21 protein-coding genes are annotated in these 26,464 nt (G+C 47.3%); 3 read left to right on the top strand and 18 right to left on the bottom strand.

The window, feature by feature from the left end:
- Positions 1-103: 103 nt before the first annotated feature.
- The 5 genes from NKT06_RS10515 to NKT06_RS10495 all read right to left on the bottom strand — a co-directional run bounded on the left by NKT06_RS10515 (position 104) and on the right by NKT06_RS10495 (position 7,326).
- On the bottom strand, positions 104-1,636 hold the full coding sequence (locus NKT06_RS10515; protein WP_253433481.1) for an ABC transporter substrate-binding protein: 1,533 nt from the start codon (positions 1,634-1,636) through the stop codon (positions 104-106).
- A gap of 133 nt (positions 1,637-1,769) precedes the next feature.
- Positions 1,770-2,678, bottom strand: coding sequence for a carbohydrate ABC transporter permease (locus NKT06_RS10510; RefSeq protein ID WP_253433478.1), 909 nt, complete (start codon positions 2,676-2,678; stop codon positions 1,770-1,772).
- 17 nt (positions 2,679-2,695) lie between these two features.
- Positions 2,696-3,682: an ABC transporter permease gene (locus NKT06_RS10505; protein ID WP_076208980.1), complete on the bottom strand. Its 987-nt coding sequence runs from the start codon at positions 3,680-3,682 to the stop codon at positions 2,696-2,698.
- A 184-nt stretch (positions 3,683-3,866) separates the two neighbouring features.
- The gene (locus tag NKT06_RS10500) at positions 3,867-5,480 is read right to left on the bottom strand and encodes a response regulator transcription factor (RefSeq protein WP_253433475.1); all 1,614 of its coding nucleotides are present in this window, start codon (positions 5,478-5,480) and stop codon (positions 3,867-3,869) included.
- On the bottom strand, positions 5,455-7,326 hold the full coding sequence (locus tag NKT06_RS10495; RefSeq protein WP_253433471.1) for a sensor histidine kinase: 1,872 nt from the start codon (positions 7,324-7,326) through the stop codon (positions 5,455-5,457). Before NKT06_RS10495 ends, NKT06_RS10500 begins: the two co-directional genes overlap by 26 nt.
- 306 nt (positions 7,327-7,632) lie before the next feature.
- Between NKT06_RS10495 and NKT06_RS10490 the strand changes: the two genes are divergently transcribed.
- A complete protein-coding gene (locus NKT06_RS10490) occupies positions 7,633-9,075 on the top strand; it encodes a hypothetical protein (RefSeq protein WP_253433468.1) in 1,443 nt (480 codons plus the stop codon).
- 14 nt (positions 9,076-9,089) lie between these two features.
- Here the strand turns inward: NKT06_RS10490 and NKT06_RS10485 are convergent, their stop codons facing one another.
- The 5 genes from NKT06_RS10485 to NKT06_RS10465 form a co-directional block, all read right to left on the bottom strand.
- Entirely contained in the window at positions 9,090-9,680 is a 591-nt protein-coding gene (locus NKT06_RS10485) for a DUF4269 domain-containing protein (RefSeq protein WP_253433465.1), read from the bottom strand.
- A 20-nt stretch (positions 9,681-9,700) separates the two neighbouring features.
- On the bottom strand, positions 9,701-9,907 hold the full coding sequence (locus tag NKT06_RS10480; RefSeq protein WP_026081155.1) for a YwbE family protein: 207 nt from the start codon (positions 9,905-9,907) through the stop codon (positions 9,701-9,703).
- Between the two features lie 215 nt (positions 9,908-10,122).
- Positions 10,123-10,911: a polysaccharide deacetylase family protein gene (locus NKT06_RS10475; protein WP_253433462.1), complete on the bottom strand. Its 789-nt coding sequence runs from the start codon at positions 10,909-10,911 to the stop codon at positions 10,123-10,125.
- A gap of 63 nt (positions 10,912-10,974) precedes the next feature.
- Positions 10,975-11,916: an aldo/keto reductase gene (locus NKT06_RS10470; RefSeq protein WP_253433459.1), complete on the bottom strand. Its 942-nt coding sequence runs from the start codon at positions 11,914-11,916 to the stop codon at positions 10,975-10,977.
- A 107-nt stretch (positions 11,917-12,023) separates the two neighbouring features.
- The gene (locus tag NKT06_RS10465; protein ID WP_253433456.1) at positions 12,024-14,048 is read right to left on the bottom strand and encodes a Na+/H+ antiporter; all 2,025 of its coding nucleotides are present in this window, start codon (positions 14,046-14,048) and stop codon (positions 12,024-12,026) included.
- 214 nt (positions 14,049-14,262) lie between these two features.
- Between NKT06_RS10465 and NKT06_RS10460 the strand changes: the two genes are divergently transcribed.
- Entirely contained in the window at positions 14,263-14,562 is a 300-nt protein-coding gene (locus NKT06_RS10460) for a hypothetical protein (RefSeq protein WP_253433453.1), read from the top strand.
- Positions 14,563-14,659: 97 nt separating this feature from the next.
- Here NKT06_RS10460 and NKT06_RS10455 read toward each other — a convergent pair whose 3' ends face one another.
- Entirely contained in the window at positions 14,660-15,142 is a 483-nt protein-coding gene (locus NKT06_RS10455) for a MarR family winged helix-turn-helix transcriptional regulator (RefSeq protein WP_036609579.1), read from the bottom strand.
- A 270-nt stretch (positions 15,143-15,412) separates the two neighbouring features.
- Here NKT06_RS10455 and NKT06_RS10450 point away from each other — a divergent pair, with 270 nt between their 5' ends.
- A complete protein-coding gene (locus NKT06_RS10450; protein ID WP_253433449.1) occupies positions 15,413-16,528 on the top strand; it encodes an FAD-dependent monooxygenase in 1,116 nt (371 codons plus the stop codon).
- A 117-nt stretch (positions 16,529-16,645) separates the two neighbouring features.
- Here NKT06_RS10450 and NKT06_RS10445 read toward each other — a convergent pair whose 3' ends face one another.
- From NKT06_RS10445 to NKT06_RS10415, 7 genes are all read right to left on the bottom strand, one after another.
- Entirely contained in the window at positions 16,646-16,873 is a 228-nt protein-coding gene (locus tag NKT06_RS10445; RefSeq protein WP_253433446.1) for a hypothetical protein, read from the bottom strand.
- 225 nt (positions 16,874-17,098) lie between these two features.
- Positions 17,099-19,675, bottom strand: coding sequence for a beta-mannosidase (locus NKT06_RS10440; protein WP_253433442.1), 2,577 nt, complete (start codon positions 19,673-19,675; stop codon positions 17,099-17,101).
- Positions 19,676-19,765: 90 nt separating this feature from the next.
- Positions 19,766-21,352, bottom strand: a complete 1,587-nt coding sequence (locus NKT06_RS10435) for a helix-turn-helix domain-containing protein (protein ID WP_253433439.1) — start codon at positions 21,350-21,352, stop codon at positions 19,766-19,768.
- Positions 21,349-23,130: a cache domain-containing sensor histidine kinase gene (locus NKT06_RS10430; RefSeq protein WP_253433436.1), complete on the bottom strand. Its 1,782-nt coding sequence runs from the start codon at positions 23,128-23,130 to the stop codon at positions 21,349-21,351. The genes NKT06_RS10435 and NKT06_RS10430 overlap by 4 nt, the downstream gene beginning before the upstream one ends.
- A gap of 30 nt (positions 23,131-23,160) precedes the next feature.
- Positions 23,161-24,015 (bottom strand): carbohydrate ABC transporter permease, encoded by an 855-nt coding sequence (locus NKT06_RS10425; RefSeq protein WP_253442477.1) that lies wholly within the window; start codon positions 24,013-24,015, stop codon positions 23,161-23,163.
- 36 nt (positions 24,016-24,051) lie between these two features.
- Positions 24,052-24,933, bottom strand: coding sequence for a carbohydrate ABC transporter permease (locus NKT06_RS10420; RefSeq protein ID WP_253433433.1), 882 nt, complete (start codon positions 24,931-24,933; stop codon positions 24,052-24,054).
- A gap of 185 nt (positions 24,934-25,118) precedes the next feature.
- Positions 25,119-26,432, bottom strand: a complete 1,314-nt coding sequence (locus NKT06_RS10415; protein WP_253433430.1) for an extracellular solute-binding protein — start codon at positions 26,430-26,432, stop codon at positions 25,119-25,121.
- Positions 26,433-26,464: the final 32 nt, after the last annotated feature.

Below are 26,464 nucleotides of genomic sequence, written 5' to 3'. Positions count from 1 at the left end.
AAAAAAACAACAATAAAAAGAACGTCTTCGGTTGTTTACCGAAAACGTCCTCCATATTTGCCACCGACAAGAGCTTGTAGATCACAAGTCCCATAGCTAATGATTATTTACTTTTGGCAAGGAATGCATCGAGTTGTTCCTGTTTGGCTGCAATAATTTTATCAATTCCCGCTGCTTTCAATTTCTCCAGATATTTCGGAATCATCTCATTCGGATCAACGGCGCCCGATGTCATGCCCGGCTTGAACTGTTTGTTCACGTTGTTGACCGCAGCAATTTCATTTTTGACAGATTGACTGTTGAATGTAAAGCCCAGTGCTGGGGACTTCACACCTTTGGCGTTAAATTCTTTGAACTTTTCCCACTTCTGCGGATCTTCATTATCCCAGAGGAAGTTCAGGAACTGGTTACCAAGCTGCCACTGGGCACCTGGATTGTAGGTACGACTGTTGGCATCTACGCCTTCAGGGAGAGTAATGATATTATCCTGTCCGTCTTTTTTCACATAATGGGTGCCTTCAATTCCGAAGTTCAGCAAGTTGTTAATTTCCTTGTCGGAATGCAGCAGGTTAATGACCTGCATCGCTTTCTCCGGTTGCTCGGAAGAACGGGAGATCGCAAGCATCGCTCCAGATGCATCACCCGTCGTGATTGTCGGCTGTGTCATCTCAATCTGAGTCAGTGGGAAACCCACATACCCTTCTTCTTCTTTATCCTTGCCTGGCTTCATGCCATCTGTCCAGAGAAACGCTTTTCCAGCCTTCGCCTGGTCTTTCGGGAACACATTGGACGTAGCAGCATCACTGTTGATATATCCTGCTTGATACCACTTGCGAGCGAGTTCAGCCGCTTCTTTGAATTCAGGGGTCTCTACTTCATTCAGCACCGTTGTTCCGCCTGCTGTTTTGGAGATGACTCCAGGTACGGAAGCATCACCGAGATAATCCCAATCCAGATTTTCCAACAGCCCGTTACCGTTGGTATTGGACATATAGAATGGTGTGATGGATGGCTCGTTTTCCTTGATTGTTTTGAGCAGGGGCTCCAGATCAGCCCAAGTTTTTACGGCTGTCAGGTCCAGCTTATACTTGTCAGCCAGATCTTTACGTACCAACACACCACGTGTGGCAGCGAGTTCCTTATTCGTAGGAACCCCGTAATTCACGCCGTCCACCTGGGAACCTTCCAGAAAGGCAGGGTCCAGGTTTTTCTTGATATCCTGACCATATTCATCAAGCAGATCATTCAATGGCAAGAATGCGCCTTTAGCTACATTCACCGTGTAGTTCTGCCAAGCTGCTGTGAAGATAATGTCTGATTTTTCACCTGAGGAGATCATGAGATTCAGCTTGTTATCCCACTGTCCCCAGTCAATCGCATTGATCTTAAGCGTGGCCCCGATCTTTGGTTCCATCTTTTTGTTAATCTCGGCTTCCACCAGAGCGACATCCTTCTGTGGTGTCCCTGGGTAGAACAGTGTCACTTCATAGGGTTTGCCCCCGCCTTCACTTGCTCCTCCGCCTTCTGCGCCAGGTGTTGTTGTTCCACCCTTGTCTGATGAGCAAGCAGCCAGCACCAGGCTCAGCGCCATAACCGTTGCCATCATGCGTGACCATACCTTTAATGATCTAACCAATTGAACCCCTCCTGTCATGTGTTGAACCATACAACCGAATTCCCCAATTCACAATTAAACCGATAACTACTTCTGTATATGCCCTTTCAGTCCATCTTCATTTACCTTGCCCACTCCGCTAACCGGTTCAGAGTTATCCCTTCACAGCGCCAACTGTAAGACCTTTGATGAAATAACGCTGGAAGAACGGATATGCCAGTACAATTGGACCAATACCGACCACAGCCATTGCCATTTGCAGAGTTTTGTTAGGCAAATTGAGCAATCCACCCTGCGACGAAATCTGTGAAGAGACGTTGGAGTTGGTTGTTAAATATTGAATATCGAGCAGCGTCCGGTACATAAGGTACTGAAGGCTGATCGTCCGGTTATCTGATATAAAAATCATGCTAAGATACCAGTCATTCCAGTAATTCAGTGTACTGAACAACGCAACGGTTGCCATTACGGGAAGAGAGAGCGGAAGTACGATACGTGCAAACGTTCTCAATTCTCCCGCACCATCAATCCGAGCCGATTCCAGAATAGACACCGGAATGGAGTTCGCGAAGAATGTACGCATGACCAGTACAAAGAATGGGGATAGCAGTAGCGGCATAATGAGTGCCAGTAGGGAGTTTTTCAGATCCAATACGTTGACATAGACCAGGTACCAAGGTACCAGCCCCCCATTGAACAGCATCGTGAAGAAGATGAAAAAGGCGAACCAACCTCGGTAAGGCAGATCTCTCCGTGAGAGCGGATACGCATACAATGCGGTCAGCGCAACACTTGTAATGGTACCTACAACGGTAACGATAAAGGATATACCATACGAGTGAATGATCTGATCCATATCTCTGAACAGAAACTCATAAGCCGTCAGGCTGAATTTCTCTGGAATAAGCTTATATCCATTGGCAATTACGGTTGTCTCGTCCGAAAATGAGATGGAGAAGACAAGCAGGATCGGCACGATACAGGCAATGGCATAGAATAGAAACATCGCATGAATAACGGATGCGGAACGCTTCGATACGGCTAGTGGATCACGTGATTTCACAGCTGACTTGCCTCCTCTCAAAATAATGCATTATCTTTATCTATTCGCCTTACGATGGTATTGGATACAAGAACCAGCACAAATCCAACGATTGCTTGGTATAGACCAGCTGCTGATGACATCCCGATATCTCCACCGATAAGGAACGTACGATATACGTAGGTATCCAGTACATTCGTTACAGGGAACAGCGCCCCCGATTCCAATGGAACCTGGTAGAACAGACTGAAGTCAGCATAGAATATACGGCCAATCTGCAATAACGTCATAATGACGATTAATGGGACGAGAAACGGAATGGTAATGAAGCGTATCTGATGCCATTTGGTTGCGCCATCGAGCACAGCTGCTTCATAATATTCTTCATCGATACCCACGACAGCTGCCAGATAAATGACGGCATAATATCCAATATTCTTCCATGTGTTCACCAGTGGCAAAATATACGGCCAATACTTCGGCTCTGAATACCAGTCGATCGGCTGACCGCCGAACATCTGCAGAATCGTTGAGTTCATGAAGCCTGAATCCTTGCCCAGGAAAGCCAGTACCAGATAACTGACCACAATCATGGACAGGAAATACGGTAATAGCATAAGTGATTGATATAACTTGGACATTGCTTTGTTCTTCACTTCATTGAGCAGAATAGCAAGCCCGACACCTACAAAGAGATTCAGTGCAATAAACACCGTGTTATACGCGAGTGTATTTCGGGTAATTTCCCATGCATCACTGGTTGAGAACAAATATTTAAAATTGTCCCATCCACTCCATGGGCTACCCCAAATACCATCGGCATAGTTTACATTTTTGAATGCGATCAGAACGCCGAACATCGGCATATAGTTGTTCACCAGCAGAAACAGGACACCTGGCAAGAACATGAGATACAGCACCTTGAATTTGCCAAGATTGTGCCACACAGATTTGCGCTTTCGGACTGTTTCTCCCGGTATTTCCGATATCCGTACTCCCTTACCCGCCTGGGGTTGTGTCTTCATAACTTGTTCTCCCTCACTCCTCTTGAATTCTTCCTCAGGATGAAGCTCCGTTGCGGCTCCTGTGGTTCAAGTATACGGCGGGGCGAGTAAGACCTCTATCTGCTGTGGTGACCTGTTGACTTATCAAATTATGACTTTAGTGCCAAAATAAACAAAACAAAGGCGCAGCATGCTGCGCCCTGAACTATACGGTACGTGACTGTTTTCGAAACTCCTGTGGCGTTATACCCGTGCACTTTTTGAACATTTTGGTGAAATGCGAGTAATTATAGTATCCCACCTTGCCAGCGATATCCGTCACTTTGACGGTGGACTGGGACAACAACGTTTTCGCTTTAGCTACTCTGCCCTGCAGGATAAACTCAGATAGGGACATGCCCTTCTCTTTTCGAAACAGACGGGATAGATAAGCGGGATTGAATCCGGCAAAAGCTGCAAGTTCCTCACGCATGAGTTCTTCACCAATATGAGTTTCAATATAAACGCACAACTGATCCACAATGGTCATGGGACTATGATCGTCCGGGTACAATACCGGGATAACACGATCAATCAGATCCGACGTCCACTGTTTCAACTGCGGCAACGACCTTGTCACCATACTCTCTTCCGGCTCCCGTTCACCCGGATAAAGACTGCGTATGGACACGTTTTTCTGATGAAGCAGTGGATAGACCACATGCAGCATGGCATGGTAGTAGAGATGCAACATTTCAGGAGACAGTCCATCCTGGGCAGCAAGCAACTCAAAAATCTCATCCACACGTTCTCGCAAGTCCCCTACTTTCCCCGTCTCAAAAAGAATGGATAATTCCGAAAACCATGGAATAGGCAAAAAGCGATCTTCCTGATCTCTTCCCCGCTCATCATAGACAAAAACTTCTTCAAGCTCCTTAATATTGCGCCGTTCCATATCCATCAGTTCATTTAACATGCCTTGCAGCTCCGTTACAGCCACCGGGACACCAACATAACAGGACAAGCGGCAGTAGAAATACGTACCACAATCCTGGATATACCCCTGACAACGTTGTGCCACTTCGCTCTCACTTGGGATGATGCCGTCTTGCTCATAAGCAAGCACAATATTCAATCCACTTTGATCCTGAAATACCTCGCCCGGCTTGTTGCCAAGCAGAATCTCCCTGGCTGCATTACGGAGCGCATATTCCAGCACCTCTTCGTCGCGCAGGTCGAACTCACGCACCCACTCCTCCACCGAGATCACTATGGGTAACACACGAGCCTGCGGGTCAATCTCGGCTCCATACAATTCTGCGAGCTCTTGCAACCGTTGTTTGGTTAACGTGATGCGTTGAGAGATGGCATCTTTCCAGAAGCGTTCTGTTAGTAGCGGTTTATGGGTTTTCCAGCGTTTGTATACGGTCTCATAAACTTCGTTGGTACGGGTACGCAGCTCTCCATCCTTGATCTTCTCCACCGCCTGGGTGACTACCTTAATCAATTGATCCGCTGGAGCCGGCTTCAACACATAATCAAAGCTATTTAGCTTGATGGCTGTCTGAGCATAATCGAATAAAGCATGCCCTGTCAGGAAAATGGTCAGTATGCCTGGATCATGTTTCAACACCCAGCTTTGCAGGTCAAGCCCTGTTTCACCAGGCATCTCGATATCACAGATTATAATATCAATAGCATTTGCCCTTAAGATCTCTCTTGCCTCTTCGGCATCACAAGCACTGAATACCTGCTCGACGCCTGCTGCTTGCCAGTTAACGCCTTCCACCATCGCTTGTAATGCATACACTTCATCATCCACGATCAACAGGTTCCGCATGGGCTCCCCCTTCTTCCTCTTCGGTCTGAGCGGGTAAATCAATGATGACTTTGGCCCCATGATCCGCCTCATTTCCAAACTGCAAACTGGCTTGATCACCATACTTCACTAAAAGCCGATGAGCCACGTTCCATATACCGATATGCTGTCCACTCGGGTCTTCAGCGTACTGTCCATGTTGCAGACGCTCCAATAATTCCTCATCAAATCCGACACCATTATCCACAATCATCAGTTGAAGCACCGTCCCATCGACCTGGCTGGATGACTTCGCACCGAGGCGTGCCACAATCCGAATGACAAAGGCTTGTGTCCGGCGCTGAAATCCATGAATAATGGCATTCTCCACAAACGGCTGAATGGTTAATGGAGGAATCACATAATGTTCCAGATTCGGTTCGATATCCAGTTCAAAATCGAATCTGTTTGGAAACCTCAGCTTTTGAATTTCTAAGTAATGACGAATGTGCTCCAGCTCTTCATCCAGACGAATAACACGTTTGCCTGCGCGCAGACTGAATCGAAAATAATCGGCCAGATGACCAGCCATCTGCTGCACCAACTCATGCTTCTGCAAGGAAGCCAGGCTATGAATAATATTGAGTGAATTCAGGTAAAAGTGCGGATTGATTTGCATCTGTAATTGTTTGAACTCTGCCTCCCGCGTTCGCAGTTGTTCCTCATACACATCAATCTTCAGATGTCTGATCTCACTGGTCATTTGATTGAAACTTCGTGTCATAAATTCAAGTTCCGAAGAAGATGGCGGTTCCAGCTTCACATCGAGATCTCCCCGGCTCACCCTTCTCATGCCGCGAATCAACGCATTCATCGGGCGGAATAACAGATGCCGCAAAAAGATCAGTGCAGTAACCAGAATTACTGCCGCACCAATGGGAAGCAGACGAATGATCTGCTGGAAAAACGGGAGGTTACGCATCATGTCTTCCTCAGGCAGTAGCACGATATAATTCATCTCGGACATGGCCGAGGCAATACCCAACATCAAATATTGACGTGCTTCTCCCTTGTTCACAACTTCAGAGATCACCTGATACGGATCCTTCAGGCCAGGAAGATGCGCTGCAGCCAGCTGAATCTGTGCAATAGTCAATGTGGAATCAGATAATGCCCCACCGTCTGTTCCAACAATGACTGCGCCACCCCGATCCCCAGATTCAGTGAATTGTTGTGTATGATTCAGTGCATTCATATCCACAAGTGCACCTGCATAGAACTGCTGGTTGATTCGCACCGTTTTCACCAGTGCATTCCACGTTCCGCCACGCACGATGCTCCATTCCGGCTTCTGGATATCCCCTTCCAATTGCAGCATTTGGACTGGCATACTCTCCTGCACAACCGACTTTTTGACATCATAATTGCCTGAAGTGGCGAGCAGCAGATCATCATTCACGGCATCATATAGGAAAAAAGAATCGATTAGATTATAAAAACCGATATCTGTCATGAATTTGTTCATAATCCGTTGCTTTGCAATGATATAATCGCCGCTGCCGTATTTCAGAAAAAACAGAGAGATAATATCCGGGTCCCTCTCGCCCAGACTATATAAATACCGATTCGTCTCCTGTAATACACGTTCATTCTGCTCCACACTCTTGGCGAGATGATTCATATTGGTGAGGGATACTTTGTCACGTACGACTTTCATGGCGTAGACGTTGTTGTAATAAAGCAGCATGAATAGTGGCAGCATGATCAATGTTAAACCCACAATAAATTTAAAACGAAGTGAACGGATCAAGTTCATGGATTCCCGCCCTTTGAGAGGTAGTTCAAGAAGTCTGCTTTTGAACACACACTTTTTTTGATTCAACATCATTTTTCTATTTTCTTCCTTATGATGGCATGTTTATTGTAATCACCCCTGCTTGCCATTGTCTATGGGTTCCCGTGACCTTCATATGTCAATTCTGGTGACTTTCATCCGCTCCAATTTCGATAGTAACAAGCTTCATGTTGTAATAAATTCTCCAGTTGTAAAAAAAATCCTTCATTATAAATCGGAAGCTTCTCCCTAAAAATAAATGCTGCGGCAAGCCCCGAACTCCACGAACGCCCGATCTTGACATGCATACGATATATCACTCCTAGGGATTTGTCACCAGGATGTAGGGAGGCCTGTTTGATGAATATTCAACTCACTGCGTTGCACTATGTCTATCTGGCATATATCGTCTTGATCATCGCCGTAATGATTCGGCGCAGGGACACCACGATCATCTGTGTCGCGGGTATTATGACCATTGGACTTCTGGCAACCGAAACCTTAAGCGGGTCAGTTGCTGGGATCTTCAGCAGTTTTATCTATGCAACAAAAGAATTGTTAAGTACGATCTTCATCATCTCGATTATTGTGGCAATGAGCCGTGTTCTGATCAGAACAGGCATTAATGAGGTCATGGTAACACCTGTCACCCGGTTTATCCGTTCTCCTCAGGTCGCGTATTGGGGTATCGGATTGATCATGATGGTCGTATCGCTATTTTTCTGGCCATCACCGGCCGTAGCACTCGTCGGTGCAGTACTCCTTCCTGTAGCCGTGCGTGTAGGTCTTCCCCCGATTGGAGCTGCCATTGCCATGAACCTGTTCGGACATGGAATTGCACTGTCAGGAGATTACATTATTCAGGGGGCTCCCAAACTTACAGCTGATGCGGCGGGTATACCGGTTACTTCCGTCATGACGGCCAGCATACCTCTGGTCATTGTCATGGGAACGGTATCTACACTAACAGCCTTCTGGATGCTGCGCAAAGAGATGAAATCAGACTCACCTGTTCACTCCCCAGACTCTATATCAGGAACACGGAGCATGGAGCCTTCCTCCTCATCAGAGGCTGTGCCCACCACCCTGCCCGCTAATCAGCCTGTTCAACGTCAAGTTATGTCCCCCCGTCTGCAACAAGCGTTCGCTCTGCTTATCCCTCTGTTATTCGCAGTTGATGTGATTCTGATGTTTGTATTGAAGTTACAAGGTGGCGACGCAACAGCTCTGATTGGCGGAACCGCTGTTGTTATACTGATCGCTGTCACCCTTGCCGCACATCGTCATGCCGGACCAGAGGAAACGACCAATTATTTAATAGAAGGATTTCAGTTTGGTTTCAAGGTGTTTGGACCGGTTATTCCCATAGCCGCATTTTTTTATCTGGGAGATGCTGCGATTACGGAGTTGTTCATCAACCCTCTTCCTGAAGGTTCACACGGGATTGTGAATGATCTCGGAGTTGCACTTGCTGGACTGGTGCCATTGAATGATACGGTGGGGGCCATTACAATGACTGTGACGGGAGCAGTTACGGGAATGGATGGTTCGGGGTTCTCGGGTATTTCCCTGGTTGGCTCGATTGCGTCCATGTTCGCAGGTTCGGCAGATTCTGCACCTGTGCTGACCGCGCTGGGTCAGGTTGCAGCCATATGGGTAGGTGGTGGGACCTTGATTCCATGGGCGTTAATTCCTGCTGCTGCAATCTGCGGAGTCAGTCCTTTTGAACTTGCAAGACGCAACCTGAAGCCTGTATTGCTGGGACTTACGGTAACGACGATTGTAGCTATCTTTCTAATCTGACCAAAGGTTAAATGCTAATCCGTTGAAAAAGACGTGCGTGAACGCGCCCAGCTCCAGAGATCTTCACGTTTCATCTCGGCCAGATGCAGCATGTCCACATATGGATCTCCCTGTAATCCAAGTACAGAAGCAAATGCAGGCTCCGTCTTCCACCCTGCCTGTTTCAGTCTGCGGATCTCACGATGTCCCGCGTCTCCCCACAGTTGTAACAATCTCCACTCCACAATCATATGTAGGTATGCATTCTGCCTGTTAACCGGCACGGATTGGGCAAAAATCTCCACAGGCCAATGTCCCACTTGCAAATTACAAGTCACATAAGGACGTTGGCCGGGAAGATCCCCACCACGAACACATTGAAACTCACCAACAGCTCCGAGCTGATCATACATCTCAGCTTCAAAGGCATCCAGATCCTCCGCATAACACAGCAGATCCAGATCACTGCCCGGAACATCAATATCAATCGGTACTGTCCCCGCCGGATAGGGGGGGTAGGCAGCTAATATATCGAGCAAGCCACTGCTCTGTATTACGCGATATGCGTCCTGCTGACGTGCATTACCCGAAGCCAGATGTGCCATTACTTCTGCGGTCGTGCTCATTTCACCGCCTTGAGCCACAGTTAGTTCGATCCTCCAGTGATGACCTGTTTCACACGTCCCACTTGGCCACTCGTCAGTCGTACTTTGATTCCGTGTGGATGTGTAGGGGACTTGGTTAATAGATCCTTCACAATGCCACGTGTCAGCTTACCTGTAGCTTGGTCCTGCTTCAATACAATGTCCACTTCAAGACCCGGTTTAATATTTACTCGTTGTTGTCCATTCATCGAATTCACTCTCCTCTATGTCATCATTCATATCATGTATTAAGTAACTCTTCAGCACTAAGCTCCATCTATTGTAGACGTTTTGGTTTCAAAACAAAAGGGAGACAGACAACAACCTCTCACTCCTGGCTTCATGTTTCATATGGAGATCAAACATAAAGAAACCGCAGGTCTCTATATCCCGAGGCCTGCGGTTTCTAATTGAATTGCCATATCTAGGGCTTCACATGCTTCAACGAAGAAGAAGGTGCAGCCCCATCCTTCGCAGCTTCACGTGCCTTCACAGCAAGCAGCTCAGACACCGTCACGAATCGATATCCCTGCTGCTGTAACTTCGGCAGGATCGTTTTGAGTGCAGCTACCGTATGGGACTTGCCTTCCACCTTATCGTGGAAGAGTACAATATCCCCATTACGTGCGTTATTCAGTACTTTCTTAACGATAGCCGATACACCTGGGGAAGCCCAGTCCCGTGTATCCTGATGCCAAGACCAGAGTACAATGGTATACCCTTTTTGTTTGGCAGCCTGAATGACCATATCATTGTAATAGCCGCCAGGTGGTCTGAACAACAAGGGCCGCTCCGCACCCGCTTCAATGATGGAACTTTCCGCTGCGTTCATATCCTTCATGTACTTGTCCGCACGTGTTGATCGGACTGCATACGTGTGCGCATACGTATGATTGGCGATTTCATGCCCTTCGAGCTGTTCCTGCTTAATCAGTTCAGGAAATTTCTCTGCCCATTTGCCCAGTACAAAAAAGGTTCCTTTGGCTTGATATTGCTGAAGCAATGCGAGAATCTGCGGAGTCTGAACCGGATCTGGTCCATCATCAAAGGTCAGGGCGATGAGTTTATCCTGTGTGGGAACTTCCCACACGATCTCTCCTCGTTCCTCATAATACTGACGGTTCTTCTGTACAGGCTTCGCATAAGCAGAACTGCTACCCAGCAAAATAATTAGCGTGAACATTCCGATGACTCGGGCTGCCTTCAGGTTCATGTTGTGTCCTCACTTTGTCTTCAAACGTAAACTCCCTGTTAGCATTTCCCGATTCACCCGAACTCATGAACGAAAGATCTGATCCACAACGGCAATTTCTTCAGCAGTTAATTCCACATTTAATGTTTGCAGATTGTTAATGACCTGCTCTGGTCTCTTGGCACCTGGAATCAGTGCATCAATCGAAGGCTGAGTCAGGTACCAGGCCAGAACCAGATGAGCAACCTCAACATCCTTGGATTGTGCTATGCTGCGCAGTTGCTCCACTTTATCCAAATTTTCAATGAAAGCTTCACCGGTGAACAGCGGATTCTTCGCCCGTCCATCCTGAAAGGTTGTATTGCGATTATATTTACCACCGAGCAGTCCCGCTGCCAGTGGGAAGTAAGGCACAAAAGAAATATTATGCTCAGCCGTATACGGCAACAGCTCTTTCTCCGCTTCTCTTTTGAACAGATTATATTCAGATTGTAATACGTCTACATGCCCGTCTTTGTTGGCTTCACGTAACTGATTAATGGAGAAATTAGATACGCCAATCGCACGAATTTTACCAGCGTCTTTTAATTGTTTTAACGTATCTACCGCTTCATCCTTAGGCGTATGTTCATCCGGAAAGTGAATGTAGAACAGATCAATGTAATCCGTTTGCAGACGTTTTAACGCCTCGTCCACGGATGTCTTCAGAAAAGCAGGTGAGTTATCTATGACAATCTTGCCATCCACAAATTTATGAGCTGCCTTGGTCGCAATGATGGTATTCTGTCGCTGACCAGTTTCCTTCAATACTTCGCCGATCAATCGTTCGGAATGCTCAGGTCCATAGATGTATGCCGTGTCCACAAAGTTAATCCCTTGTTTCAAAGCTGTACGAACCACTTCCTTACCTGTTTCATCATTCAGCATGTCTGGATAGATATTATGCCCTCCTACAGCATTTGCACCCAGTCCAATGGGATTTACGACCAGATCGGTCTTGCCCAACCGTATTTGCTGTTTTGCCATGTCTCATCTCTCCCTCACTGATCGATATAAGTATTTGGTAGTGATTTCTTTCTTGTCCCATAGTATATCAAACCGTTTAGCAAATTTAAAATATCGGATTTATCGGATTAAGTGTTTTTCAACGCAGTCGCTTCCACGTCATTGATAAACCGGCGCAGCTTGGCAGCCACATCACGATTAATTTCACCGTTTTCATACAATTGTTGCACTGTATTGCGTTGTTCCTGAATCGCCACCATCTGCAACTCAAGCTTCTCCTGATTAAACGGATCTTCTGTTTTCCCTTGGTTCCAGGTTCGCAACTTGGCAATTACACGCTCATACTTGGCGATAACCGACAAAGCAACGACTCGATTCCCATCATTCATATGGGCACGAATAGCCTTAATTGCGGCTTCAGAGGTACGTAACTTCACCTGACGGAAAAGTTCTGCATTTTCAAGCATGAAGGGTTGACTCGGCTTCTGGGATCGATTGGTGAACAGATGACCCAGCACACGCCCGATCTCGTTGATTGAGGTTATCATCTGAGTGTTTGCACGATTGGCCAACATCATTTCCTTGCGATCCAGCCAACTGTCACATTTGAAGGCGGCATCGGAAGCAATAGCATTTTCATCCAGCATCGCTTCGATTTCTTTCCGCTCCGCACGGGTCGCAATCAGGTTAATAGCCGTTTCTTGTTTCTGGATATCTTTGCGTTTATCGGCGGTAAGCTGACCTGCGGCCTGCCTGATATATTTGGACAGATCGGAGACGACCGCGAGTGCTGCAGCTTTGTTCTCATCATTCATTTCGGATTTGACGGCCCGTATTGCGGCATTCAGCATAATGTCATGTGCTTTTCTTTCGGACTTCTGAGGTGTTTCTTCGGTGGATTTCCCATCGTCCTTGGCCAGAATGGGAAGAAACACACTCGCCGCAATCAGGGAGAAGAGGATTACCCCTGCTGCCAGGAAGATAATCAGATCCCGTTCAGGGAAAGGTGAACCATCCTGAAGCACATAAGGAATGGAGAAGGCACCCGCCAATGTCACAGCCCCTCGTACCCCAGATAGGGAAATAATCGTGATATCCTTGAATCTGGGACTGCCAATAGAGGATTTGGTAGGAAGCCATTCATTCCCTTGCCAGAACAGATAGATCCAGAGAAAGCGCAGAACTAGCAGTAGCACCGAGATCAAGCCCACGTAGCCCAGCACCTGCAGATTATTAAACGAAACATTTTCGAAAATAGTACTCAAAACATCCGGGACCTGTACACCCAGAATTACAAACACCAGACCATTTAGTATAAATAAAATGACTGACCATGTGCTCGCAGATACCACCTGCATTTTCAACTGAACCGATTCAGCGCGGTCACGCTCAATGGCGTGGATAATACCGCCTGCCACTACCGCAAGAATACCTGATACCCCAATTTCTTCACTCACCAGATAGATGATAAATGGCGTCAGTATTTGCAGCAGCATGTGAATTGTTACATCTTCCATGCCTAGCCTGCGAATCCACATCCCGAGCCTGATTAACAGAAAAGATAACAATGCCCCCACGAGAAGTCCGCCAATGGCAATCAGAATAAAACTGAAGGTTGCCTGCGCCAGGGAAAACACACCTGTAACCGTGGCTGCAATCGCGAATTTGAAGGCGACCAAGCCGGATGCATCATTCATTAATGCTTCACCTTCAAGGAGCCTATGTATGCCTTTTGGCAAATGTACCCGCCCTGCCATGGCACCAACGGCCACAGCATCTGTCGGGGACAATATGGCTGCAAGAGCAAAAGCCGCGGGTAACGGAATCGTAGGAATCAGCCAATGAATGGCATATCCCGCCACGACCACCGTCACGAACACAAGCCCCAGCGCAAGCAAAAGTATAGGTGCACGCAGATTCCATAATTCATTCCTTGGTGTTCGCTTCCCATCGTTGTATAACAAAGGTGCGATGAAAAGTACAAAGAACAATTCCGGATTCAACTGCAAGTGTACCCCGGCAGGAAGCAGAGCTATGGCTACACCAAGCACGATTTGAATGAGCGGAACAGGTATAAAGGGTACAAACCGGTTCAGGATGTTCGATAAACCGATCAGTACCAGTAAGACAAGTACAGCTATAAATATTTCCATGATGACAATCCCTTTCCGCTATAGAAGTGGTGAAACCTTTGTTGTATAGGTTTATTTTAACATAATCCAAACTTTGTTATAAAAATGTTGTCATATTCATATACCCAATCAACTGGTTTGAGACCAGTCTGAATGAAAGAATTCTGATGGATTCTGTATATAAGATGTTACAATATGCTCAGGACAATACCCGTTTGGAAAGGAACTTGCATCTATGGCATTTGGAATTAAACGACAAGAGCTGGCTGCGTGGAAGGAGCAAGTGGCTCGTGGTGAGATTGCGTACCTCACTCATTTCTGGATTGACAACCGATTCCCCGGCATCACCAGTGTCACCAAAGTTGGCTGTGCAGATCTGGAACGTCTCGAGCGTTGGTGTAACGATCATGGGCTGGACCCGCGATACATTCATCAGCGGCAGCCATTTCCCCATTTTGACCTAATGGGTAGCAAACAAAAAGAAGTGTTGATCCATGAAGGCTTGACGGATCATGTGGTTCGCTTTCATTTGTAAACAAACTCAAAAACGCCAGTCTTCAAGGCTCATCCCCCCGCAATTAGGGACGAACTCATGAGGACTGACGTCTTCAAGGACTCAAGTCATATATGCATTATCGGTGGATCTGCTCAAACGACTTCATGTTCTCCAGCAGTTTCAGTTCAATTTTCTTCAACATGCCGAACATCTGCTGTTGCTCCTCTTCGGAAAGTGCTTGCAACAATTCCCACGTCATTCGGCCACGATTCGCATTAAGCGTCTTGGCAAGCTGCGCTCCTTCATCCGTTAAGGACAGCCACACAATTCTCCGATCTTCTTCACTGCGCACACGCTGGATCAACCCTTCTGTCTCCAGTTGATTCAGTACAATGGTGGTTGCGCCGGAAGACAAGCTGAGTTGTCTGGCCACATCAACCGCCATACAGCGTTTTTCACGTAAAATCATGCCCAATATATGACTTTTTGTCGGATTCAGTTTACAGTTGGTTTCGGTCTTCTGCTGCTGATCCAATACTTTATTTTTATATCTGAAGAAGGCCTCCAACAATTGATCTACATTTGCCAATTGAGAGTTTCGCTCCGTATCCGGGCTCATAAACGTTCCTCCTGCCTTTCATCATAACCTACCTTATATTGTAACATATTTACACTATGATGTTTGTGAAAAATACGCTTGCACTGGCCACCCTTTACTCGACCGGAAGACTTGTGTTTTATTTTGGGTTTCACCTATTGCATTATGGCAACGGGTTTGTTTATAATAACCTATATCTTTAAAGTTACTTTTAGTTACTTAATGATTTTAATAAATCTGTTGTTATAAAGTAAACAAGAGTCACCATTATATTGCAAGGGACTTATGCACATGAATCAGAATTCACAATCACAATTAAAAACGGGTGTTTGTATCGTCGGCGCTGGGCCAGGTGGTGCCTTACTTTCGTATTTACTGAATCAAAAAGGGATATCCACGATGCTCATAGAGCGGCAACCTCACCTGCACAAGTCGTTTCGCGGGGAGTTGCTCAATGTGGACGGCGAAGCAATTTTAAATAAACACGGCCTCTATCCCCTCGTCAAGGAACGTGGAGCGCTGCTCTTGGAGCAGATTCAATATTGGGAAAATGGTCAGATTATTCATACGGTATCCCCGGGCAATGGGGAATCTCATGTGGGTATTCATGTACCTCAAGATCATCTCCTGGAAGCCATCGTGTCGCACGCTCAGCAGCATAGTTCAAACGAACAAGTATTATTCAATACAATTATGACGGGTATGCTACGAGACAAGAACGGCCATATCGTTGGTATCAATATTCGGCAGAACGGCGTGCCCGCCTCCATCGAAGCATCTGTTATTGTCGGTGCTGATGGCAGATACTCTGCTGTACGCAAACATTCCGGTTTGACCCCCGAAATTCGCAAGCATGGGTATGACCTACTGTGGGCGCGTATTCCGGCACCGATAGGTTGGGAACCGGCTGTTCGAATGGCCAGCATGGATGGTCAACAGCTCGCACTGTTCTCACAGTTTGGCGGTTATGTTCAGATTGGATGGAACATCCCCGAAGGAGCATACTCCAAGCTGAGAGAACAGCCGATTGCTCCTTTTGTAGACAAACTTGTCTCCGCATTTCCTTGCCTGTCTGATTCTGTAGCTGCCAACATTCAGAGCTGGAGTGATTTTGTTCTGTTATCTGTCGAAAGCAGCTATTGCCAGTCGTGGGCACAAGACAATGTTGTACTCATCGGTGATGCCGCTCATACCATGACCCCAACCGGTGCGTTCGGACTTAATGCCGCGCTCGAAGATGCGGATGTGCTCTCCGAATTACTTGTTCAGATGGCTACAAATCAATTCAGTTCCACTTCACAACTTCAGGAACTTCAGACAATTCGCGGAGCGAAGGTTCAACAGCAACTTGCACGACAAGTGGAGATGGAATCTTCTTTTCAACAGCGGTATGAATCCTTTCTCTAAACCCAGTTAATACGGATAAAATGCCTATATGCCCAAACAGCCGATCACTTCCTCATAGAGAAGAATCGGCTGTTTGGTTTGTTGGTTTATCTTTCTTATGTAATCCCGTATCCTTCTTCATTTTCGTTTACGTGGAGCAAACGTGTCTTCTCTTGGTGCTTCTTGTACAGTATCAACGTTCTTCGGATAGGATGAGATGTTATCTTTTTCATATACTGCTTTCTCCAGATTACTGACGCGGCGCAGTACTTGTTTGCTTTTACGAACAATATATACAATACCAATAATCAGCAAGATCAGCATCAAAATGAATATAACCATCTCTGGATAAAAGACAAATGACATGAATTCACCTCCTTTTGAGAACGATTTCTTTCTATCATACTAACCTTAATGATCCAAGATGTGAACCCGATTGAAAGTATCGCTTGTGGAACAAGGACAAGATCACCTGACACGACGACATGAACTCACCTGCTGCAAAAGCAAAAAAGGTGGCATCCTGATCAGGATAACCACCTTGAAACTCAAACCTTGAACCTCGAATCAGAATCATAGTTTATTATTATTTTATCCTTCTCTGCCGTTCATGGCACTGACCCGAAATTCCGTCAGTGGCAAAGACGATTGCTCTGGATGACGAAGTCTTACCGTCCGGCTCTCGCCCGGGAGCAGATCAAAATAATTGTCACTGAATCGCACACGCCCAAGAGGGAGCTCCAACTTCACCAATCGTGCAATTGCTCCACTGGCAGTAACCGTTACAGATTGCTCCTCTTCATTCACATGTACACTCAATTGAGATTCCGGCAAGGACACATCCTTCGGATCGCGCAAGAAGTACCGATTGATCGGCGCCGCAAATCCATCGGATACCAACTCAACCATTACTTCCTCCGCACGTCTGCCCTGTAACACCTCTACTTCAGTTAATTCGGCAATACACAATGTGGATTGAGATGTTACTTCAACAGCATGTGAGCTGGAGTAGATCTTCTCTCCATTCAATGCATAGACATTGAGCCGCAGCTGGCCTTTCAAGACGTCCTGCGTATCATTCACAACCCACAACGCAAGCGGCTCCCCCGGCTCATGCTCCAGTGACAACAGGACAGGATGAAAGAATATTTTCCCGTAATAAAAGGATGCCTTCGGCAGCAGTTCATAATCAATCATGGACCAGCTTGTTCCTGGCCAACTGTCATTCAATTGCCACACAAGCGCACCGCTGTTACGGTGATTAATACGTCGGAAATGTTCTATTCCATAGCGCAATCCTTCTGCTTGAGTCAGCATGGAATAGTTCATGTATTCTTCTATATTTTGCGGAATGCCTGTGTAACCTTCCATCAGCAGAATGCCTTTTTGGTGGTTGGTATCCTTGTTACGGTAGGCCATCTCCGGACTGCCCCAGTAAAACTGCCCTGCGGGCATATTTTTCTCCAGCGTGTAACGATTGGCCGAGGCATGCATACCAAATTCACTGCTGAAAAGCGCATGATCCTTTTTGTAATTTTTGAACGTCACACCTTCAATACTATAGTCCAGCAGCGGGGGCTCTCCATGCTTCCTTGGATAGACCGAGCCATGCCATACCTGCCAGTTGTGACGATCCCCGACATCGGGATCATTCGCGTCCTGATCGTTGCTATCCCCGAACGGCGAAGAAGGCCAGTACGGACGGGACAGATCCAAGCGATCCAGCACTTCAGGGATCAGCTCATGATAGATAAGTTCGCCGTAGAACGGACTGGTAATATCCCCGCTTGCAGACTTCATGTCATAAAGCCAGTCAATCTCGTTATTGCCACACCAGATGGCAAGCGAGGCGCGGTTACGCAGGCGAATGACATTGTTTTCTACCTCTTGCCGTACATTGTCCATGAAATCACGATTGAAATCCGGGAACAATGCGTTCGCAAATGCAAAATCCTGCCACACCAACACCCCTTGCCGATCACACTCATCGTAGAAGACATCCTTCTCATATATACCACCGGCCCAGACGCGCAGCATGTTCATATGTCCTTCTACCGACAGCTCGACAAGCTCACGATACCTGGAGTCGGGGATGGCACCAATCAGATGATCAGCCGGAATCCAGTTGGCACCCTTGGCATATACTTTGACTCCGTTCAGAATAAACGTAAATGCATCTTCACCCCGTTCATTATGAAGAGCCAGCTCAATCGTTCGTAACCCATAAGGCTCGCTGTAACGATCCACCTCAATGCCATCTGCGTATAAAGTAACCTCTAGCGTATACAGATACGGCTCACCCAGATCATGAGTCCACCATAACTGAGGTGACGTGACGTTCAACGTGGTATCTGCCTTACCACCTTCTACAGGCAGTTCAGTGGCTCCTGCCACCTCGTGTCCGTTGCGATCCAGCAGACGAATAGTACAGGACGTAACCAAAGCCTGCTCACGTTTCTGTCTGCTGCGAAAAGACAAGACGGACTTCACATCTGCCGTGACGCGTAATACAGCAAGCTCTGAACTGACTGATTCCGTTCGAGCATACACACTTTCCAGCTTGGCTATTGTTCGTTTTTCCAGCCGTACAGCCCCCCAGATTCCCACCGTCACCATGCGTGGCCCCCAGTCCCAGCCAAAGTTCATTGCTGCTTTGCGCAACCATGGCCGTTCCTTCGTATACGAGGACCAGTCAAAGGTTTCTTTGTCCCGGTGATGCAGGTGAAGCGGATCAAACTTGACAGCAATCGCATTCCAGCCGCTGCGAACCAGAGATGTTACATTAAATGTATGTGACATAAGCATATTTGCCGTTTTTCCAACTTCATGGCCATTCACATACACCGTTGCAAACGTGTCCAATCCTTCAAACACCAATTCAAAGTGCTCTTCCGTCTCCGCATCTCTCACCAGATTGAAGGTTGTACGGTACCACCATTCCTTTTGCTCAATCCAGCGACTTTTAGCATCATTATGTCCGTAATAGGGCGGATCAATGATACTGCGCTCAATCAGTGCAGCATGTACATCCCCAGGCACTTCAGCCCCGATCCAGAAACGGTCATCCAGCGCAGCAGCTGCCACATCCATTGCCCGCTTCTCTCCAACTTCAAAATGTTGTATCTTCCATTGTCCCGATAAATCCTGACTTGAACTATGGGTCTTCATCAGTATGCCCTCACTCTCCAATAACCCTGAGTAATACCCTATCGAAAACGTTTGCAGAAAGGCAAGGCATGCTTCCTAATCTGCTCATTTCTAACTTCCCGAAGACTTGAACGACAACGCCTCTTCACGATATTCACTCGGGGTCTTGCCGGTATGTTTTTTGAACAGCCTGCTAAAATATTTCACGTCTTCGTAGCCGCTGATGGCAGCAACTTCACTGACCTTCGCTGGAGACACCGCGAGCATATCCATCGCTCTTCGGATACGCATATCGGTGACAAAATCTCCAAAGGTCACACCCATTTCTTTTTTAAACAGTTCACTGAGGTGACCCGGATGCAAATGAACATGTCCAGCTACCTGCTGTAGATTAATATCCTGTGCCAGTGATGATTCAATATAACCAATAGCCTTTTGCACATGGGCAGCCTGTCCCTGACCCATTCGGCTATGATAGACATGCATCAGACCATACAGATGATGGAACAGCATATCCCCGAGCTCCGCAGCTTCGGCATCCGGTTCCGGCAACCATGGCTCGAGCCTTGCGGGTTCTTCACGCCCTGTGGCTCGCATTGTGCGAGTCAGCCAGCGATGACCTGCAATGACCGCAGAGTGCAGACAAGCACTGAACGATTCTGGCGTGACCTCCGGTTCTGTAATAAAACTAGCCACCAGTTCTCGCGTCCATGTCGTTAACCTCACTGAATCATTATCCAGCAATATTGAACCAAGTGTGGTCTCCTCTTCGTGCGTAAGTACAGTTTTACCACCTTGGCGATCCTGAACGTGCTCATAGTGCCATACTTTATCATCCATCAACCCTCGATATCGGAAAGCAGCTGAAGCAGTTCGGTAGCTTTCGTGCAGATCTGCATATCCACGCACAGGCAGACCTACTGCTGCACGCAGAGTGCACTTCAGTAATTGCTCCACCCGACGTAATGCACTCTCCAGCCTGAACGGATATTCCAGATCCACAGGCGGCCATGAAACTACACATATAATTTGCTGTTTCTCTACATGTGCAATGGCACCCGGTAGCATATCCTCGAGGGTATTCTGCACCGCAAATCGTAATAGCGCATCCGAGGATCGATCCCAACCCTCTGCTCGAAGAACAATGACTTGTCTGCGAATCTGTTCATCATCAAGGCCATTAACCCCTGTCTCTATTCCAGCATCAGATCGCAGAAATGAAGGAAATTGGCCCGAAGCGGTGTCACCGTCAATGATCCAACCGGCAAATAACCGCTCCCGATTCTCCCGCATAAGCTGTCCCTCTCTGGACTTCTCTGCCCAACGTTCCGTGATCCGTTGTTTGGCCTGTAATACGGTCTTGATGATCTCTTCCGGCTTGCTTGTTTTGAGCAGATAATCTGTAACACCTTGGCGTATCGCCTGCTGCGCATAAGAAAAGTCATCGTATCCGGACAAAATAATGACTTCCAGCTCAGGTAACAATCGCAGACCCTCTTCTGCCAGTTCCAACCCTGATCTGCCTGTCATCCGAATATCCGTCATCAGGATATGCGGACGTTCCTCTGCCATGCGTGTTAACGCCTCCTCTGCCGAGGCAGCCGGTTGAAGAAGTTCAATTCCGAGTTCATGCCAAGCGATAACGCTGGCAAGCCCTGTACGGATAATCACTTCATCATCCACAATTAATAGTCTCATGGCGAACCCTCCAAGATTGGAATGGAAAACGAAATCCGGGTACCTCCCCCAACCCTGCTGTCCACTTCAAGCTGTGCATCCGCTCCATAATGGAGCAGCAGCCTCTCATTCACATTACAGAGTCCGTAACCGCCTTGGTTTAACTGTTTTTCCGGCTGTTTTCCCTTCCATTCCCTAATGCTTATCCTTAATTGCTCCAATCTGTCTGGCTCCATGCCGACACCATCATCCAGTACCAGCACATTCATTAGTTCATTATCCGGGTCCTTGCGAATCATTATGGTGATGGTGCCCACGCCTGCTTTGGGTTGAATGCCATGAATCATGGCATTCTCAACGAGCGGTTGCAGCAACAGCTTCAGCATCATTCGCTTCTCAAGCGCTGGATCAACGATATAATGCAATACGAATTGATCAGGGAAACGAATGGACTGCACACGCACATAATGGCGGATATGAGCAATCTCCTGTTCCACAGGATAATAATCCTGACCATTGTTTAGGCTGATACGCAGAAAATCACTCAGGCCCTCGACCATGTCCGCGATCCGCTTCTCTTCAGACATCAAGGCAATCCAGTGAATTGAAGAAAGCGTGTTATACAGGAAGTGTGGATTAATCTGCGCCTGAAGCACCCGAAGATCCGCTTCTTTTTTGCGAGCTTCACCGCGAATAACCTCTTCCTTCAATAACTGAATATGTGAACCGAGCAGATTGTAACTCTCCCCAAGCCTGCCAATCTCGTCATCACTCTCAGATCGAAACAGCGGAAGAGGACGTTTCGGATCAATTCGGGACAGATGTCTGGTAAGCACGCGAAGCGGCCGCGTCACACGCCGCACCGTAAACCATACCAAGCCTGCACTGATCGCAGCAGACATGGCAACGGCGCACCCGGTCAGAATAAGGATATACCGATTCTCGGACTTGTACTGGTCATATGGGACTGTTCCGACCAACGTCCACCCCGTCAATTCTTCCGGATAATAGAGCACCGTCCGTTTATCCTCACCACTGCCATACGTAGTCGTTCCGCTACCACCAGCCTGAATTAACGTTGTGACCCCTGGCTCGACACCCTCCAGCTTAAGTCCAAGCCGGGATTTGTCCATCGAAGACAGAATCTCTCCAGAACTGCCGATGAGTTCCAATCTGCCTTGCCCTCTGCCTAATCCCAGAGCGGCCCATCCCTTGGATATGGCCTTCTCATCCAGACTAATGGCTAACCAGCCGATAGGCCGATAATCATGGATACTGCGAATCGGCCGAACCAATGTGATCACATTTTGTATACCCGCATAATTCTGGACCGGGTATACCCCCGTCCATTGTTTAACTGCTTCACCACTAGGAACAGAAGGATAGGACAGGTTGAATTCACTGGATTCATACCAGGTAGCGGTCGACAATGTGGCATCAAAACGTCCTGGATATATGGCGATGTTGGCGATATATTTCTTGGAAGCAGCCAGATTGGTCATCCTGCCCAAGATATCCACTCTGTCCATCTCGTAATCCTCATTTTGGCTAAGATAGTGCTGAATATCCCGTTCTCCAATCAGGAAAATGGACAGGTTCTCGGCATCCTGCAGCATATAACGAAGATTGGCTTCCACCTGTTTCAGCGTATCCATGCCCGACAGTTTTGTTTTTTGCTCCGTGATGCGGGAAGAGATTAGAAAGGCGAACAGACCCAAAGCCAGCAATGGCACAATCATTGAAGCCGTCACAACGACGGATAGCTTCCTTTGTAACGAAGATGTGAGCCAGCGTGCCAAACGTTTCTCCTCCTCTAGATGCGCTTTCGCTTATCCTTTAACAGCTCCGGCTGTCATGCCTTTCATAACCTGTTCCTGGAATACGAGATACAAGATAATGGTTGGAATGACCGACAGGGTCATGGCAGCAAGCGTTAAACCATAATCCGTCTGATATCCGTCCGCAAAGTTCGCAATTGCCAGCGGTAACGTTTTCAATCCGGTCTTGTTGATGAATACAAGCGCAAATGAAAAGTCATTCCACGCATGCAGGAAACTCAGAATCGTAACCGTAGATAACGCAGGTACGGACATAGGCAGCATGATTCGGGTAAACAGCCCCCAAAGTCCTGTTCCATCAATGAAAGCTGCCTCTTCAATATCACGTGGAACACTTGTCAGATAGGCAGTAAGCACAAAAATAGCTGTAGGTAATGCAAAAGCCGTATAAGGTAATATTAATGCCCAATACGTATTTAGCAGGGACATCTGTTTCATCAAAATAAATAAAGGGACAAGTGTACTATGGATCGGAATGAGCATACCTACAACAAAGAAGGTCATGATTAACCCCTTCCAGCGAAACTGGAAACGGGCCAGAATGAATGAAGACAGCGCTGCAATAAACAGCGTCAGAATAAGTGATCCAACTGATACAATGAGTGAATTGCCAAAAGCAGTCCCCAGCCTGGAGCTTTCCCATGCATTGCTGAAATTGGCTACATTCCAGTTTTCCGGCAGACCAAAGGGTCTGCTATAGAAATCTTCATTCGTTTTGAACGCACTAATCACGAGCCAGTAGAACGGATACAATGTTAAAATACCATAGACCGTTAGCAGCGTCCAAACAATTCCGCTGCGGAGGCGGCGAATCGGATGGCCCGAGCCGCTTCGTGGTGATGGCATGGATATAGGTGTCGCGCGCATGATAGCTCCTCCTCTCTATTGATTCTCTTTTCGTTTGCGACTGGTCACCCACTGGCTTGTTCCGATCAGCAGCAGGGAGATCAGTACGATGGTTGTTGAGATCGCACTACCGAAACCATAACGGTATGTTGTAAAGGTCGAATTGTACATATACGTTGCGAGCAGTTCTGTTGCATGTGCCGGACCACCCTTGGTCATGATGTAGACCAGATCGAAGGATTTCAGACTCCCCGAGATACATAGGATGATCGCAACCTGAACCGTCCCCCAGATCATGGGCAAAGAGACGGATACCAGCTTTCGAATGCCTGAAGCACCGTCTATTTTGGCAGCATCATGAATCTCGCCTGGAATATTCTGCAGTGCGGAGATGAAGATAATCAGATACAACCCCACAAAGCTCCAGAGCAGCGGCGGTACCAATGAGAAAATGGCAATCTTGTCATCGGAAAGCCATTGCAGCTTCCAACTCTCCAGCCCCAGTGCGTCTAGCAAAAAGTTCAATATCCCGATCTGCGGATGATAGATATACTGCCAGATCATACCGATCACTACAGTGGATAGTACCATCGGCAGAAATACGGCTGAGCGCAGAAATCGCTGTAGTGGATTACTTTTGTGTAATATGACCGCGAGCATCAGTGCTAACGGAATTTGTCCAAATACGGATGCCAACACAAAAATAACGTTATTTTTCAGTGCCCGCCAAAATACAGGATCGTGCCAGATCTCCACGTAATTATCCATACCAATATATTTGGATGCGCCGATGCCGGACCAGTTGAAGAAACCGTAGTACGCCGACCATACGACCGGTACAAATACAAACAACGCATAAATGATGACTGCCGGGGCCAGACCCAGCATAATAAAACGCCGACTGCGCAGTGCGTTCATCTGTTCACTTCCCTTCCATAAATGTCTGTACTGAACTGCAACTGACTAGTTTTCCATACTTAAAGACCCCTCCCCTGCCGGGAAGGGGTTTTAACGAATAACCAGCTAACATGCGATGTGATGAGTTCATTGAATCTTCTTCGTCTAGCTGTACCATCGCAATCGCTATCTAGTTTGACGCATGATTACTGACTAACTGCATTGGCTTGAGCCGCCTGGATTTTGGCCGCAATGTCTTCGGCTTTACCTCCCATGAGCAACTCTTGCAAAGCATTGTTAATAACCTCAACTGTTGCTGATCCCAGCTTGGAATCGTATACTGGCGTAATTTTCACTTCCTGCATCAGATCGTATAATTCAACGAACAATGGATGCGCCTTGGTTTTGTCCAGATCAATCTTGTAACTCACCAATGTGCTACTATCCAATGTGGCCTTCTGACCATCTGGTCCTGCCAGTGCGTAGAACAGCTCCATCGCCGCCTCTTTTTGTGCACCGCTCAGCTTTTTACTTACACCCAACCCGGTTCCCACAACACCGGATGTTGTTCTTGGTTCTCCCTTACCTCCGTCCACTGGAGGAAGGATTGTAATATGTGTGTTGTTCAGCACCTCTTCAGGTGCATTGTTCACCAGATTGGCCAAAGCCCATCCGCCGTTCATGACCATCGCTGCCTTACCTTGGAAATAAAGCTGCATCATCTGTGTCTCATCGATACTGTTGAATCCATCCTGGAACGCCTTGCTGTTGCCAAGCCCCTGCATTTTGTTCAGGGCCTCAATAAATGGTGGATCGGTAAAACTTGCACCATCTTGTGCTGTCGCTTTCAGGAACCAGTCTGTGCCGGTGATCCGGTCAGCCAGGGTACTGAATATGGTTGATTGTGCTACCCAGTTGGCCTTGTTGCCAAGCGCCATGGGAATGACTTTATTTTGATTAAACGTAGCAATCGCTTGTTCCAGTTCCGCCCAAGTCTCAGGCACTTTCACGTTGTACTGCTTGAAAAGAGCTTCATTGTAATAGATGAAGGAGCTCGGCGCCAGATTCATAGGCACGGAGTAGATATTCCCGTCCACGGTGTATCCGTCCAGTGCATTCGGGATAAAATTATCTTTCCACTCCGGCTTAGCGTCCAACTCTGTATTAATGGGTTGTAACAGATCCCCTTTTACAAATTCCTTAGTCATGGCATCCGGCCACATCACGAACAGGTCTGGCATCTCGTTGGCAGCTGCTACCGTGCGAAGTCGGGTTTTGAGACCATCTGTAGGCAGTCCTTCATCCACGACTTCAATATCTGGATGTGCCGCGCGAAAATCTTCAATAATTTGGCGCATTGCAACCGCCTTTGCATCCTGTCCGGTCCAGTTGTGCCAGAGTGTGACGGTTACTTTGTCATTGCTGCTGCCTCCTTCTGAAGTATCCCCGCCAGCACACCCAGCTAGAATAATGGAGAACAACGTTACTGCCAGGAAACCCGAAAGCCATTTTTTCAACATCTCTATATCCCCCTCGGTGATTTGATTACACT

It is taken from the genome of Paenibacillus sp. 1781tsa1, assembly GCF_024159265.1.
Taxonomy (GTDB): Bacteria; Bacillota; Bacilli; order Paenibacillales; family Paenibacillaceae; genus Paenibacillus.
The sequence above is the reverse complement of the archived record's forward strand: the minus strand, read 5'-3'. Positions and strand labels throughout refer to the sequence as shown.

What these genes read in the sequence shown, in the direction of transcription:
- NKT06_RS10480 (WP_026081155.1), bottom strand. Translation starts at nt 9,907, where the DNA reads ATGAATGGACAACAACGAGTAAATATTAAACCGGGTCTTGAAGTGGAC.
- NKT06_RS10465 (WP_253433456.1), bottom strand. Translation starts at nt 14,048, where the DNA reads ATGGAAATATTTATAGCTGTACTTGTCTTACTGGTACTGATCGGTTTA.
- NKT06_RS10435 (WP_253433439.1), bottom strand. Translation starts at nt 21,352, where the DNA reads ATGAGACTATTAATTGTGGATGATGAAGTGATTATCCGTACAGGGCTT.
- NKT06_RS10425 (WP_253442477.1), bottom strand. Translation starts at nt 24,015, where the DNA reads ATGCCATCACCACGAAGCGGCTCGGGCCATCCGATTCGCCGCCTCCGC.
- NKT06_RS10420 (WP_253433433.1), bottom strand. Translation starts at nt 24,933, where the DNA reads ATGAACGCACTGCGCAGTCGGCGTTTTATTATGCTGGGTCTGGCCCCG.
- NKT06_RS10455 (WP_036609579.1), bottom strand. Translation starts at nt 15,142, where the DNA reads ATGAGCCCGGATACGGAGCGAAACTCTCAATTGGCAAATGTAGATCAA.
- NKT06_RS10415 (WP_253433430.1), bottom strand. Translation starts at nt 26,432, where the DNA reads ATGTTGAAAAAATGGCTTTCGGGTTTCCTGGCAGTAACGTTGTTCTCC.
- NKT06_RS10475 (WP_253433462.1), bottom strand. Translation starts at nt 10,911, where the DNA reads ATGAACCTGAAGGCAGCCCGAGTCATCGGAATGTTCACGCTAATTATT.
- NKT06_RS10445 (WP_253433446.1), bottom strand. Translation starts at nt 16,873, where the DNA reads ATGTCATTTGTCTTTTATCCAGAGATGGTTATATTCATTTTGATGCTG.
- NKT06_RS10450 (WP_253433449.1), top strand. Translation starts at nt 15,413, where the DNA reads ATGAATCAGAATTCACAATCACAATTAAAAACGGGTGTTTGTATCGTC.
- NKT06_RS10500 (WP_253433475.1), bottom strand. Translation starts at nt 5,480, where the DNA reads ATGCGGAACCTGTTGATCGTGGATGATGAAGTGTATGCATTACAAGCG.
- NKT06_RS10440 (WP_253433442.1), bottom strand. Translation starts at nt 19,675, where the DNA reads ATGAAGACCCATAGTTCAAGTCAGGATTTATCGGGACAATGGAAGATA.
- NKT06_RS10495 (WP_253433471.1), bottom strand. Translation starts at nt 7,326, where the DNA reads ATGATGTTGAATCAAAAAAAGTGTGTGTTCAAAAGCAGACTTCTTGAA.
- NKT06_RS10490 (WP_253433468.1), top strand. Translation starts at nt 7,633, where the DNA reads ATGAATATTCAACTCACTGCGTTGCACTATGTCTATCTGGCATATATC.
- NKT06_RS10460 (WP_253433453.1), top strand. Translation starts at nt 14,263, where the DNA reads ATGGCATTTGGAATTAAACGACAAGAGCTGGCTGCGTGGAAGGAGCAA.
- NKT06_RS10470 (WP_253433459.1), bottom strand. Translation starts at nt 11,916, where the DNA reads ATGGCAAAACAGCAAATACGGTTGGGCAAGACCGATCTGGTCGTAAAT.
- NKT06_RS10505 (WP_076208980.1), bottom strand. Translation starts at nt 3,682, where the DNA reads ATGAAGACACAACCCCAGGCGGGTAAGGGAGTACGGATATCGGAAATA.
- NKT06_RS10485 (WP_253433465.1), bottom strand. Translation starts at nt 9,680, where the DNA reads ATGAGCACGACCGCAGAAGTAATGGCACATCTGGCTTCGGGTAATGCA.